Origin of the sequence: Pseudomonas sp. BE134, assembly GCF_031456105.1 — a bacterium.
GTDB lineage: Bacteria > Pseudomonadota > Gammaproteobacteria > Pseudomonadales > Pseudomonadaceae > Aquipseudomonas.
Genome location: NZ_JAVDUA010000006.1, coordinates 17,483 through 31,451, shown reverse-complemented (window position 1 = coordinate 31,451; position 13,969 = coordinate 17,483). Strand labels below are relative to the sequence as shown.

Here is a 13,969-nt window from a genome sequence, read left to right as displayed (position 1 = left end):
CTTGGACCAGGATTGCTGCTAACGGTGGTCATCTCGCAAAAATCTCCAGCAATCGTGGCGCTATCTTGTCCAGTGGGCGAATTTCCATGGCTGCATCGATGGCTGCGGCCGCCTTTGGCATTCCGTATACCGCACTGCTTTTCTGGTCCTGAGCGATGGTCAGGTAACCTTGTTGGCGCATGAGTTTAAGCCCCTGGGCACCATCGCGTCCCATGCCCGTCAGCAAGACCCCTACGGCATCACCGTTCCAGTAATTGGCCACGCTCTCGAAAAACACATCTATCGAGGGCCGGTAGATTTCATTGACCGGTTCGGCGGTGTAGGCCAGCGTGCCGTTTTTCAGCAAGCGAATATGGTGGTTGGTGCCGGCCAGCAACACCGTGCCGGCCTGGGGCGCTTCACCTTCCACCGCCAGGCGCACGTTCAAGCCACTGGCGCTGCCGAGCCATTCGGCCATACCGGCAGCGAATACCTGATCCACATGCTGGACCAGCACGATGGCTGCCGAAAAATCTCGCGGCAACCCCTTGAGCAGAATTTCCAGGGCTGCCGGCCCGCCAGCGGATGAACCGATGGCGACAAGGCGCTGGCGCGAGGCGGAACTGCGCAGTGGGCTCGGTGACTGCCGGACTTGATTGCTGCGGTCACCGATCAGCCAGCCAATGTTCATGATCTTGCGCAACAACGGCGCCGCCGCCTCTTGGGCATTGCCGGCACCGAGGGCCGGGGTGTCGACCACGTCCAGCGCGCCATGGCCCATGGCCTCGAACACCCGGTGCACGTTCTGCTGGCGATCCACAGTGACGATGACTATGGCGCACGGCGTTTCGGCCATGATTCGCCGGGTAGCCTCCACGCCGTCCATGACGGGCATGATCAGGTCCATCAAAATCAGATCCGGCGTATTTTCGGCGCAAAGCTGCACCGCCTCCGCGCCATTGCCGGCCACCCAGATCACCTGGTGCCCCGGTTCAAACGCCAATGCCCGGCGTAAAGCCTCTACCGCCAGGGGCATATCGTTGACGATGGCGATTTTCATGCGCGTGCTCCTCCGATGAGCTCAACCACTGCATCAAGCAGGGCATCATCATGAAAACTGGCTTTGGCCAGGTAATAGTCAGCCCCGGCGTCCAGCCCACGACGACGGTCCTCTTCACGATCCTTGTACGACACCACCATCACCGGCAGAGATTGCAGGCGATTGTCACGACGCAACAACGACACCAGTTCGATGCCATCCATGCGCGGCATATCAATGTCGGTGATCAACAGATCGAAATTCTCGGAACGCAGGGCGTTCCAGCCATCCATGCCGTCAACCGCCACCGCCACTTCATAGCCGCGATTGAGCAGCAGCTTGCGTTGCAACTCGCGAACCGTCAGTGAGTCGTCAACCACCAGAATTCGTTTACGCGCCACTTCGGTCACCTGATTGCTGTGGCGCGCGATTCGCTCCAGGCGTCCGCTGTTGAGCAATTTGTCCACCGAACGCAGCATGTCCTCGACGTCGACGATCAGCACCACCGAGCCGTCGTCGAGCAAGGCCCCGGCGGAGATGTCCTGCACCTTGCCCAATCGTTCGTCCAGCGGCAATACGACCAGCGTCCGCTCGCCAACAAAACGCTCGACCGCCACGCCGTAAATCGCATCGCGCTCACGGATGACCACGACTTTAAGGGTTTGCTGACTGCTCTGGTTGACCGGTCGCTGTAACAGCTGACTCGCCGCCACCAGCCCGACATGCCGGCCTTCGTGCCAAAAATGCTGACGCCCTTCGACTTGCACAATGTCTGCCGGCTCCAGGTCGCACATGCGCTCGATGTGGGCCAGCGGAAACGCATAAGCCTCGTCACCGACTTCCACCACCAGGCTGCGGACCACCGACAACGTCAGCGGCACTTCGAGATGGAAACGACTGCCCTCGCCCGCCGTCTGCTCCAGCACCACCGCGCCGCGCAATTCGCGGACCATGTGCTGAACCGCATCCAGCCCCACGCCACGCCCGGACACTTCGGTGACCTTGTCGCGCAGGCTGAAACCCGGCAGGAACAAAAACGTCAGCAGCTCTTCTTCGCTCAACTGCGCGGCGGTTTCGGCTGGGGATAACTGCCGCTCGACGACAGTGCGGCGGACCTTTTCCAGATCGACGCCATTGCCGTCATCGCTCAACTCCAGCACCAGCAGACCGGCCTGATGGGAGGCACGCAGGCGAATCAGTCCCTGCGCCGGTTTGCCGGCCAGTAACCGTTGCTCCGGGGATTCGATGCCGTGATCCACGGCGTTGCGCAACAAGTGCGTCAGCGGCGCTTCGAGCTTTTCCAGGACGTCGCGGTCGACCTGGGTTTTCTCGCCCTCGATCTCCAACCGAACCTGTTTGCCCAGGTCTCGGCCCAGATCGCGGACCATGCGCACCTGCCCGCTCAACACGTCGGCAAACGGGCGCATGCGACAGGCCAGCGCGGTGTCGTACAGCACCTGCGCCCGCTGACTGGCCTGCCAGGCAAATTCATCCAGCTCGGCGTTCTTCTCGATCAGCAGTTGCTGGGCCTGCGCCAGCAAACGCCGCGCATCTTCGAGCGCTTCCCGGGCCTCCAGACTCAAGGCGTGATCCTTGAGATGCACATTGAGGTTTTCCAGCGCCCGCAGACCATTGTTTTGCGTGCGTTTGAGGCGCTGCATGGTTGCCAGGTGCGGCTTGAGGCGCTGGGTTTCCACCAGGGATTTGCTCGACAGGTCGAGCAGGCTGTTCAAGCGCTCGGCCGTCACGCGCAGTACGCGCTCACCGTTTTCGGTGGTGCGTTTGGCCTTGCGTGGAGGCTCGACCGACGCAGCGAGTGGTGGCTCAACGAGCGGGACTGGCAGCTCGACGCGCGGCTGCTCTGGCTCACGCTCGGCCAAGACGGGCAGGCTGATCGACGCCGCGGGTGCCAGCGGATCAAGCAATTGCGCCATCAACGCCACATAGGTGTCGATATCCGCCGGTGTCAGGCTGTTGTTGGGCGTGGCGATGCGCATCAGCAAGTCGGTGCCTTGCAACAAGGCATCAATGTGTTCAGGCCGCAGGTACAGTTGCCCTTCCTGAGCACTGACCAGACAGTCTTCCATCACATGCGCAACGCTGACCCCGGCGTCGACGCCGACGATCCGCGCGGCGCCCTTGAGCGAGTGTGCCGCGCGCATGCAGGATTCGAGTTGATCGGCCTGGGTCGGGTCGCGCTCCAGCGCCAGCAGGCCTGCGCTCAGCACCTGGGTCTGGGCCTCGGCTTCCAGGCTGAACAGCTCCAGCAACGAAGCGTCGCGCATTTGCTCGGGGGTCATGTGAGGCTCCGGGTCACGGCGGACAGCAGCTGTTCTTCGTCCAGCCAACGCAAGCTGCGACCTTTGAAGGGCAACACGCCTCGGGTGTATTTGCCGCTGGCCTGAGTGCCCGATTGCGATGCGGCATCGAGAATTCGCTCGTCGATGGCATGAATGCCGTCGACCTCGTCCACCGGCACCACCACCGGCCCACCGTGGGCCGCGATGATCAGCATACGCGGCATGATCCGCGCGCCGGAAGCCACGTTATTAGTCGCATCGAGCCCGAGCAGCTCCACCAGCGACAGGCACGCTACCAGCGCACCGCGCACATTCGCCACGCCGAGCAAGGCTCGGGAGCGCTGATGCGGCAAGGAGTGAATGGCTTGCAGCGGCGCCACTTCCACGAGGCTGCGAGTGGTCAGCCCCAGCCACTCTTCACCGAGCCGGAACATCAGCAACGAACGGGTTTTCACCTCGGTTTCGACCGTTGCCGAGTGTTGTACGCGGTCGTCCTGCTGCAAGGCGTAACGGTCGAGCAAGCGTGTGGCGGCGGCCGAGTACACCGCGCAGTTGCGGCAGTGAATGTGTTCGGTCAGTAGCGGGCAGGACTTGTCGCCGTGGACACCGATGCGGTTCCAGCAATCGTCGATAGCCTGGGCATCTTCGTGGGTGACGCTAAAGCTGTCGGAGGCGCTCATCGTTTACGCTCACTGTCAGCGCGCTCGCTGCGGGCGGCGCGGTCCTGCAATCGTCTGGCACCCGCCGCATCGCCCCGGGATTGCAGCAAGGCTGCCAGGTGCATCAACGCGTCAGGATGTTGCGGTTCAAGGTACAACGCCTTGCGATAAAAACCTTGGGCTTCGAAGGCGTTTGAGCTGACATCGCTGAGCAATCCCAACCAATAAAACACCTGGGCGACCGGTTCGTGGCTGCGCAAATACTGTTCGCACGCGGCGCGGGCTTCAACACTTTTGCCTTCGTTGGCCAGCACAGCGATGTTCGCCAGCAATGCGGCGGCGTCCGAGCCTTTTGCCGTCGGGGGTGGCGGCGTGACGGTAGCGAACGGACGAAGGCGCACGGGGGGCGGTGGCGCACTGCGCGCTGGTTGGCGCATCGGCAGCGGGGCCGGCACGAACACGGGAAACGGTTCTGGCTCCGGGACACTCCGACGGCTGAACGCAAACGACTGCGCAATGCCAATCGAGCGCATGCCAAAACGCCCCAATAAACCGCCCTCGGCCGGGCCGATAAACAACACGCCTTCGGCATGGGTCAGGCGCTTGAGCACTTCGAATACCTGCTGCTGGGTCGGTTGATCGAAATAGATCAGCAGATTGCGGCAGAACACAAAATCGTACGGTGGCTCGCTGGCCAGTAACGCCGGATCCAGCAGGTTGCCAACTTGCAAACGCACCTGTTCAAGCACGCGACCACTGAGGCGAAAGGCTTCGCCTTCAGCGCTGAAGTGCCGCTCACGATAGGCGATGTCTTGACCGCGAAACGAGTTTTTGCCGTACAGCGCACGCCGGGCTTTTTCCACCGACAGCGGGCTGACGTCCATGCCGTCCACTTTGAATTGATGTGGCTTGAGCCCGGCATCAAGCAAGGCCATGGCGATGGAGTACGGTTCTTCACCGGTTGAACACGGCAGGCTGAGAATCCGCAGCGCGCGCATGTTATTGATCTCGGCCAGTCGTTTGGTGGCCAGTTTCGCCAAGGTAGCGAACGACTCCGGGTACCGGAAAAACCAGGTCTCGGGCACGATCACCGCTTCAATCAGCGCCTGCTGCTCATCCTGCGAACGTTGCAGCGTGTGCCAATACTCATCGGCCGTCAGCGAGTTGGACGCGAGGCTGCGCTGGCGCACGGCGCGCTCGATGATCGCCGGTCCTACCGACGTTACGTCGAGACCGATGCGCTCCTTGAGGAAATCGAAAAACCGTTGATCGCTGCTCATGCCTGCTCCTCAAGCAGCGTCGGATCGAAGGGTGGCGACGGGAACAACAGCGCGCGAACGTGCTCATCGAGCAAATCGGCGACCCGCACCCATTGCAGCAGCCCCTGTGCATCTTCGCGCACCGGCCCCAGGTACGGCGCCTGACGATTGTCGAGGCCGTACGGCTGAAACTCCGCCGGGTTGCAGCGCAACGTATCCGTCGCCTGCTCCAGAATCAGCCCTAGCCTTTGGGTTGGGGTCGTCTCATCCGGACAGTAGTTGACCAGCACCAGCCGCGTGCTGGTGCGGGCCTGCGCCGGTTGGCCGAAGGTCAGCGCACTGAGATCGATCACCGGCACCACCGCGCCACGATAAGCAAATACCCCGGTGACCCAGTGCGGCGCTTTGGCAATCGGCTTCAGCGGCAGGCGCGGCAGCACTTCCGCCACCTCGATAGCCTGCAAGGCAAAGCGTTCGCTGCCGATGCGAAAAACCAGAAACAATGATTGTTTGACCGGCACCCCGGTACCGCGCTTGGCCGCGAGTTCGTTCATCAGACTTTGAATCGCGAAACGCCGCTGCGCAGCCCGACGGCCACCTGGCTCAGCTCATCGATGGCGAAGCTGGCCTGGCGCAACGACTCGACGGTCTGGCTGCTGGCATCGCCCAATTGCACCAGTGCGTGGTTGATCTGTTCGGCCCCGGTGGCTTGTGCCTGCATGCCTTCGTTGACCATCAACACCCGCGGCGCCAGTGCCTGAACCTGGTGGATGATCTGCGACAGCTGCTCGCCAACTTGCTGCACTTCGGACATGCCACGGCGCACTTCTTCGGAGAACTTGTCCATGCCCATGACCCCCGCCGACACCGCCGACTGAATCTCGCGCACCATTTGCTCGATGTCGTAAGTGGCCACGGCGGTCTGATCCGCCAGACGTCGCACTTCAGTGGCCACCACGGCAAACCCGCGCCCGTATTCACCGGCCTTCTCGGCTTCGATGGCGGCGTTCAACGACAGCAGGTTGGTCTGGTCGGCGACTTTGACGATGGTCACCACGACCTGATTGATGTTGCCGGCCTTCTCGTTGAGGATCGCCAGTTTGGCGTTGACCAGATCGGCCGCGCCCATGACCGAGTGCATGGTTTCTTCCATGCGGGCCAGGCCTTGCTGTCCAGAGCCAGCGGCCACCGAGGCCTGATCGGCGGCGGTGGACACTTCGGTCATGGTGCGCACCAGATCACGGGAAGTCGCGGCAATTTCCCGGGACGTCGCGCCGATTTCAGTGGTGGTGGCGGCAGTTTCTGTGGCGGTGGCTTGTTGTTGCTTGGACGTGGCAGCGATCTCGGTGACCGAGGTGGTGACCTGCACCGACGAGCGCTGGGCCTGTGATACCAGGGAGGTCAGCTCGGTCATCATGTCGTTGAAGCCGGTTTCCACCGCGCCAAATTCATCCTTGCGCTCCAGGTTCAAACGACCGCTGAGGTCACCGGTGCGCATGATTTCGAGGATTTTCACGATACGGTTCATCGGCGCCATGATCGCGCGCATCAACAACAGGCCGCAGAGCGCGGCCGCCAGTACGGCGATCAGCAAGGAAATGCCCATGACTATTTTGGCGGTGACGACGGCGTCATCGATGGCTGCGACGTCTCGGTCTGCCACGCCTTTGTTGTGGCGCAAAATGTCCGTGAGTTTCGTCCGGCCCGCCGTCCAGGTCGGGGTCAGCTCTTCATTGAACATCTTGATCGCTTCGGCACCCTGGTTGCGTTTGTACAGCTCGATCACGGCTGACAGCGTCCGGTGGTAATCCTCATGAAGTTTTTCGAACGCGGCGTACTCGACTTTGTCTTCATCGGTTGTGACCGTCTCGCGATACAGCTCCATTTGCTCTTGCAGACGCGAGGCGTAGCCCTTGAAGTCCGAAGCCTCCTCAGCGCTGAGGTCCTGCCCTTGCTCCAGACCAAGCATGCCGAGCATTCGTAGATAACTTTCGGACCAGGCACTGCGGACCATCGAACTGTAATACAACCCGGGAAGCGCATCTTCGCGAACACTGGCTTCGCTGGACTCGATCTTCAACAACCGTGAATACGAGACGACCACCATCAACAGCATGATGGCGATGATTACTGCAAAACTCGCCAAAATGCGTTGGCGCAACGTCCAATTCTTCACAGTCTGTCCTCGGGGGGCTCAAATGCCGGGGAGTATAGCCGAGGGCAGTGTTTCATCTATAAGACAGTGTGCTTCGATTCTCATCCTGGCGGAAAAGGGTCTGGGTCAATCATTGTGGGAGCGAGCCTGCTCGCGAATAACGATCACGCGGTGTCGCTGACCGCCCCCGACAACCTTTGATCTTTAGCCCATCATTCCCGCACGACTTCAATCTGATCAATGACAAACTGTCCATTCGTCCTGATTTTTATGCTCTGGATACCTTGAAGGGCACCAGAATCAACCTGCATTTCGAAAGCGGTATCCGGCGGCCATGAAAAATGCCGGGCATCAAGCACATTGTCCGGTCCACCCATAAACCATACATCCAGATAGGGGATCAGCGATGTGTTATTGCCGTTAGCCATCCAAAATCTGATTGTGCTTGCAGTACCTTCATTCAACTCCAAAGAGTACGCCATCATCTTGTCAGTGTGAGCGTCATAATTATTAAGCGCATTCCCGCTTACCCACTCACGACCCCACTCGGCATTGGAAATCGCCAGATATTGCTCCGGATCTGATACTTCAAGCAGTGTCACCTTGAAGATATCGGTCAACATTATTTCTCCTACTTCTCCGATTTGCGCAGCCTCGACAGATTCAAAGTCTTCGACAACTTCTGAAGGGCCTGTATTAAGGACTGAAACCGAGTCAGAGCCAACATTAGCTGCATATACCCGTGTGCCCTCAGGATTGATCGCCACATCGAACGGATTTTGCCCAACAGACAAGTCCTCAACGTACTGAAAGTTTTCAGTATCAATAACCGACACCGTATCTCCCCCACCATTGGCGATGTAGGCAAGGCGCCCATCCGGACTGAATACCGCTGCAATCGGATTAGGTCCAACGCCCACTGTTGCGACTATCGCGTCATCATTGAGATTAATGAATGAAATCGTATCATCAAGAAAATTGCACCCCGCCAGAAGCTTGCCATCCGAAGAAATGGCAAGACCAGTAGGCCCTTCACCAACTTTAATCTTCTTGGTTAATGCCATAGTCTGCGTATCGAAAATCAAGACCTCACCAAGCTCGGTATTACTGATGTACGCCAAAGGCCTGTACGGGTTAATAACAATTGAAAATACATCAGTAGGACCTTCTATAGTAATTCCATCAACCACTTCCAAACTTTCCGCATCAACAATAATGACTTGCGGAGCTCCGTTAGCACAGAAATAAACGTATTTTCCATCCGGACTAAAAGGTGTATTCGCCGTGGTTGAAACGCCCTCAATAACGGCCCTGACTTCAAGGCTATTGCAATCGATGACCGAAGCCGTTGCGCCATGACAAACAACAACATCACGTCCATTTGGACTGGCGCTGGCACCTCTCGGGCCAGCGCCGACTTCAATAGTCTTGATTGGCTTTGCCGATTTGACATCAATGACGGTGACCGAGCTCTCTCGGTTATTCAGGACAAACGCAAGGTCACCCTTAAGTCTCAAGATGACAGTGATTGGCCCGGCACCCACCGGGATTTCAGCGCCTGCGGTGCTGACTCCTATCTGTGAAGACTTTTGCGGAACGGCGCGGGGGTCAGTCAATCTGTCTTTGCTGATATTGGGCGATGATTTCGTTGTCACGGTGATGGCTCCTGCCTGTAATAGACAGAGCCATTGGATGCTTGAGAAATGAAACTGACTACTGTCAGATCTGACAGTAGTCACGTTATTCCGATAAGTGGTGACATCACCTGTTAGCCAGTACACCAACCCCAAGTGGGAGCGAGCCTGCGCGCGAAAGCGGTGAGTCAGTCGACATGATGTTGAATGTTAAACCGCCATCGCGAGCAGGCTCGTTCCCACATTGATTGGCTCTGGATAGGTCTACATGGAAGCCTGACGCACCTGCTTCTCCAACTCGGCCTTCAACCCAGGCTCCAGCCTCAACTGCCGCGCCAATTCATCGAGGTAGGACTTTTCCATGAAGTTCTGCTCATCCACCACTATCACGCTGGCGATGTACATTTCGGCGGCCATTTCCGGCGTGCTGGCGGCGCGGGCAACTTCCGCCGGGTCCAGTGGTTTGCTGAGTTCAGCATGTAGCCACCCCTGCAATTGCTGATCATTGTCGAATTTGATGAATTCGCCTTCTATCAATGCACGCTCGCGTTCATCCACGTGGCCGTCGGCTTTCGCTGCGGCGACCAGCGCCTTGAGAATCGCCTGGCTGTGCTGTTCAACTTGCGCCGCAGGCAAGCGGTCGAGGGTTTGCGGCTCAGTCTTAGGCGCGGTGCCCTGCTGTGCCTGCCAATTGCCAAAGGCTTTGTAGGCGACCACTCCCAATGCCGCAAGGCCGCCGTAGACGGCGACTTTGCCGCCGACGCTGCGGGCCTTTTTGCTGCCGAGCAACAAGCCCATGGCGCCTGCCGCTATCGCACCGCCGCTCGCACCCGAGAGCAAACTTCCGAGGCCACCCGAGCCACCGCTGGACGCCTTGTTCTGATGATTACCGGCCTTGTTCTGCAACAGATCCTGACCGGACTTGAGCAATTGATCGAGCAATCCACGGGTATTCATTTTTTCTGCCTCCAGGAAAGGGATGTCCGGACACTAAGGCCACCAGCCTAGATCGAAAGTGCCCTGTCCCTTCCAGCGAGAGTGCTTCCAGATGTTGCTCACCTCTTGTAACGCCCAGGAGCCCATCGATTAAAACGATATACACTCAAGTGAATCTATAAAAACCGCCCACCGGGTATTTTCCACATGATGACCTTGCGTCAGATTCGTCATTTCATCGCCGTGGCCGAGACCGGCTCGATTTCCGCCGCCGCGCAAACCGCGTTTATTTCGCAATCGACCCTGACCCTGGCGATCCAGCAACTGGAGCAGGAAATCGGCGTCGGCCTGTTCAACCGTCACGCCAAGGGCATGACGCTGACCCACCACGGGCATCAATTCCTGCGCCAGGCACACTTGATCCTGGCCACCGTAGACAACGCCAAGCGCAGCCTGCAACAGAGCACCGATCAGGTGGCCGGCCAGTTGATCATCGGTGTGACCAGCCTCGTTGCCGGTTATTACCTCGCGGATTTGCTCACCCGTTTCCAGCGCGCCTATCCCAATGTCGAGATTCGGGTAATGGAGGATGAACGCCCCTACATCGAGCATTTGCTGGTCAGCGGCGAGATCGATGTCGGCGTGCTGATCCTGTCCAACCTCGAAGACCGTCACGCCCTGCAAACCGAAGTCCTGACGCATTCCCCTCATCGCCTATGGCTGCCGGCCCAGCATCCTCTGCTGGAACACGACAGCATCAATCTCGCCGACGTGGCGCGGGAACCGCTGATTCAACTGAACGTCGATGAAATGGACCGCAACGCTCAGCGCATGTGGTCCGCCGCATCGCTGCAACCACGCATCACCCTCAGGACAGCTTCGACCGAGGCGGTGCGAAGCCTGGTGGCCGCAGGTTTGGGCGTGTCGATCCAGCCCGACATGACGTATCGCCCGTGGTCACTGGAGGGCGACATTATCGAAGCACGGCCCATTGCCGACCTGAGCCAGACCCTCGACGTCGGCCTGGCCTGGCGCCGAGGCACCGCGCGGCCGGCGTTGGTAGACCCGTTCCTGACTGTCGCCCGCGAGCAACCCCACGGCGGGCGAAAGCCATCTATTTAATCGAACGCAGCCTTCAGTATTTAGAATTTGTCGACCTCGGGCCCGAGCACTAGTCTTGATGCATCTATATAAGACGGCCGGGCCCCAGTCACAGGGAGCAGCATGGCCACACAAGAAAAGAGAACCCGAAAAATGGCTGGCGCGCAGACCCCGTTGTTTACCGCGTTGTTGATCGATGGTGAGTTGGTCCCAGGCCAAGGTTTTGTCGAACCGATCCTCAACCCCGCCACCGGGGAAGTGCTGACGCACATCGCCGAAGCCAGCACCGAGCAAGTTGAAGCCGCCATCCTCGCCGCCCACCACGCCTTCGCCGGTTGGTCACGGACCACGCCGCAGCAACGTTCAAACCTGCTGCTGGACATTGCCAACGCCATCGAAAAACAAGCCGACCTCCTCGCCCGCCTCGAATCGCTGAACTGTGGCAAACCGCTGCACCTGGCCCGCCAGGACGATTTGAGCGCCACGGTTGATGTGTTCCGTTTCTTCGCTGGGGCCGTGCGCTGCCAGACGGGCCAGCTCAGCGGCGAGTACCTGCCGGGCTACACCAGCATGGTGCGCCGCGACCCTATCGGGGTCGTCGCATCAATCGCGCCGTGGAATTACCCGATCATGATGGCCGCGTGGAAAATCGCCCCGGCCCTCGCCGCCGGCAACACGCTGGTGTTCAAGCCCTCCGAACACACGCCGCTGTCGATCCTGGCCCTGGCGCCTGCGCTGGCCGAGATCCTTCCACGCGGCGTGATCAACATCGTCTGCGGCGGCGGTGAAGGCGTTGGCAGCCATTTGGTCAGTCATCCTAAAGTGCGCATGGTGTCGTTGACGGGGGATATCGTCACCGGGCAAAAAATCCTCCAGGCCGCCGCCAAAACATTGAAACGCACCCACCTCGAACTGGGCGGCAAAGCCCCGGTGATCGTGTGCAACGATGCGGACATTCAAGCGGTGGTCGAAGGCGTGCGCACTTACGGTTATTACAACGCCGGCCAGGATTGCACGGCAGCGTGCCGGATTTATGCACAGGCCGGAATTCATGACCGTTTGGTGGCCGAACTCGGCGCGGCGGTCAGCAGCCTGCGCTTCGCCGGCAAACGCGATGCCGACAACGAAATCGGGCCGCTGATCAGCACCCGCCAACGCGACCGAGTGGCCAGTTTCGTCGAGCGCGCCCTCGGTCAGCCGCACATCGAACGCGTGACCGGTGCGGCGGTGCATTCCGGTGCCGGCTTCTATTACCAGCCAACGTTGCTGGCCGGTTGCAAGCAGACCGATGAGATCGTCCAGCGCGAAGTGTTCGGGCCGGTGGTCACCGTGACCTGTTTTGATGGACTCGAACAGGCGGTGGACTGGGCCAATGATTCCGAATACGGCCTTGCCTCGTCGGTCTGGACCCAGAATCTGGACAAGGCGATGCAGGTCGCGGCGCGCTTGCAGTACGGCTGCACCTGGATCAACAGCCATTTCATGCTGGTCAGCGAAATGCCCCACGGCGGCCTGAAGCGATCGGGCTACGGCAAAGACTTATCCAGCGATTCGCTGCAGGACTACAGCGTGGTGCGACACATCATGGCCCGGCACAGCCGGGAGCTTTGAGCGGCAAGCTTCAAGTTGCAAGCCAAAAGCAGATCGCTGTGTCTTGCAGCTTGAAGCTTGCCGCTTGCAGCTACTCTTAACAAAAACCTAAAAAACAAAGAGGTGTGTCCCATGTTCGTGCACAAGACCGCACTGCTCAGTGCAATCACTACCGCGCTGCTGGCGAGTGCCAGCATCCAGGCCGCCGAACCGCTGAAAGCAGTCGGCGCCGGCGAAGGTCAGCTGGATATTGTGGCTTGGCCGGGTTACATCGAACGTGGCGAAAGCGACAAGGCCTACGACTGGGTCACCGGTTTCGAGAAGGAAACCGGCTGCAAGGTGAACGTCAAGACCGCCGCCACTTCCGACGAGATGGTCAGCTTGATGGCCAAGGGTGGTTACGACCTGGTGACTGCATCCGGCGACGCCTCGCTGCGGTTGATCGCCGGCAAGCGTGTGCAACCGATCAACACCGCGTTGATCCCGAACTGGAAGAACCTCGATCCGCGCCTGAAAGATGCGCCTTGGTACGTGGTCAACAACCAGACCTACGGCACCCCCTATCAGTGGGGTCCGAACGTGTTGATGTACAACACCAACGTGTTCAAGACCGCGCCGACCAGCTGGGGCGTGGTGTTCAATGCGCAAAACCTGCCCGACGGCAAGCCGAACAAGGGACGCGTGCAGGCGTATGACGGCCCGATCTATATCGCCGACGCGGCGCTGTACCTGAAAGCCACCCAGCCTGAACTGGGCATCAAAGACCCGTACCAACTCACGGAAGCGCAGTACAAAGCCGTACTCGATCTGCTTCGAGCCCAGCAGCCGTTGATCCACCGCTACTGGCATGACACCACCGTGCAGATGAGCGACTTCAAAAACGAAGGCGTGGTCGCGTCCGGTGCCTGGCCGTATCAGGTCAACGGCCTGATGAACGAGAAGCAGCCGATTGCTTCGACCGTTCCAAAAGAAGGCGCCACCGGTTGGGCCGACACCACCATGTTGCACGCCGAGGCCAAGCACCCGAACTGCGCGTACAAGTGGATGGACTGGTCGCTGCAACCGAAAGTCCAGGGGGATGTGGCGGCCTGGTTTGGTTCGTTGCCAGCAGTGCCAGCGGCGTGCACCGGCAGTGAGCTGCTCGGCGCTGAAGGCTGCAAGACCAACGGTTTCGACCAGTTCGAAAAGATCGCCTTCTGGAAAACCCCACAAGCTGAAGGCGGCAAGTTCGTGCCGTACAGCCGCTGGACACAGGACTACATTGCGATTATGGGCGGCAGATAAGCCCTCACTCGGTTGATCGTTCCCACGCTCTGC

At 59.6% G+C, this 13,969-nt stretch carries 11 protein-coding genes; 3 read left to right on the top strand and 8 right to left on the bottom strand.

Annotated features, from left to right (window positions below):
- Positions 1-28: 28 nt before the first annotated feature.
- The 8 genes from J2Y56_RS06995 to J2Y56_RS06960 form a co-directional block, all read right to left on the bottom strand.
- Positions 29-1,039 (bottom strand): chemotaxis response regulator protein-glutamate methylesterase, encoded by a 1,011-nt coding sequence (locus tag J2Y56_RS06995; RefSeq protein WP_310349449.1) that lies wholly within the window; start codon positions 1,037-1,039, stop codon positions 29-31.
- Positions 1,036-3,318 (bottom strand): hybrid sensor histidine kinase/response regulator, encoded by a 2,283-nt coding sequence (locus J2Y56_RS06990; RefSeq protein ID WP_310349448.1) that lies wholly within the window; start codon positions 3,316-3,318, stop codon positions 1,036-1,038. The genes J2Y56_RS06995 and J2Y56_RS06990 overlap by 4 nt, the downstream gene beginning before the upstream one ends.
- Positions 3,315-3,998 carry a chemotaxis protein CheW gene (locus J2Y56_RS06985; RefSeq protein WP_310349447.1) on the bottom strand — a complete coding sequence of 228 codons (684 nt, stop codon included), beginning with the start codon at positions 3,996-3,998 and terminating at the stop codon, positions 3,315-3,317. Before J2Y56_RS06985 ends, J2Y56_RS06990 begins: the two co-directional genes overlap by 4 nt.
- Positions 3,995-5,257: a protein-glutamate O-methyltransferase CheR gene (locus J2Y56_RS06980; RefSeq protein ID WP_310349446.1), complete on the bottom strand. Its 1,263-nt coding sequence runs from the start codon at positions 5,255-5,257 to the stop codon at positions 3,995-3,997. The genes J2Y56_RS06985 and J2Y56_RS06980 overlap by 4 nt, the downstream gene beginning before the upstream one ends.
- A complete protein-coding gene (locus J2Y56_RS06975; RefSeq protein WP_007948700.1) occupies positions 5,254-5,790 on the bottom strand; it encodes a chemotaxis protein CheW in 537 nt (178 codons plus the stop codon). The genes J2Y56_RS06980 and J2Y56_RS06975 overlap by 4 nt, the downstream gene beginning before the upstream one ends.
- Complete coding sequence (locus J2Y56_RS06970; RefSeq protein ID WP_310349444.1) at positions 5,790-7,412, bottom strand: methyl-accepting chemotaxis protein; 1,623 nt, start codon at positions 7,410-7,412, stop codon at positions 5,790-5,792. Before J2Y56_RS06970 ends, J2Y56_RS06975 begins: the two co-directional genes overlap by 1 nt.
- Before the next feature lie 191 nt (positions 7,413-7,603).
- Positions 7,604-9,046 (bottom strand): YncE family protein, encoded by a 1,443-nt coding sequence (locus tag J2Y56_RS06965; protein ID WP_310349442.1) that lies wholly within the window; start codon positions 9,044-9,046, stop codon positions 7,604-7,606.
- Between the two features lie 243 nt (positions 9,047-9,289).
- On the bottom strand, positions 9,290-9,982 hold the full coding sequence (locus J2Y56_RS06960; protein ID WP_310349440.1) for a tellurite resistance TerB family protein: 693 nt from the start codon (positions 9,980-9,982) through the stop codon (positions 9,290-9,292).
- A 186-nt stretch (positions 9,983-10,168) separates the two neighbouring features.
- Between J2Y56_RS06960 and J2Y56_RS06955 the strand changes: the two genes are divergently transcribed.
- From J2Y56_RS06955 to ydcS, 3 genes are all read left to right on the top strand, one after another.
- Positions 10,169-11,083: a LysR family transcriptional regulator gene (locus tag J2Y56_RS06955; RefSeq protein WP_310337222.1), complete on the top strand. Its 915-nt coding sequence runs from the start codon at positions 10,169-10,171 to the stop codon at positions 11,081-11,083.
- A gap of 102 nt (positions 11,084-11,185) precedes the next feature.
- Complete coding sequence (locus J2Y56_RS06950; RefSeq protein ID WP_310349439.1) at positions 11,186-12,673, top strand: gamma-aminobutyraldehyde dehydrogenase; 1,488 nt, start codon at positions 11,186-11,188, stop codon at positions 12,671-12,673.
- Positions 12,674-12,784: 111 nt separating this feature from the next.
- Positions 12,785-13,936 (top strand): putative ABC transporter substrate-binding protein YdcS, encoded by a 1,152-nt coding sequence (gene ydcS, locus J2Y56_RS06945; protein ID WP_007948693.1) that lies wholly within the window; start codon positions 12,785-12,787, stop codon positions 13,934-13,936.
- Positions 13,937-13,969: the final 33 nt, after the last annotated feature.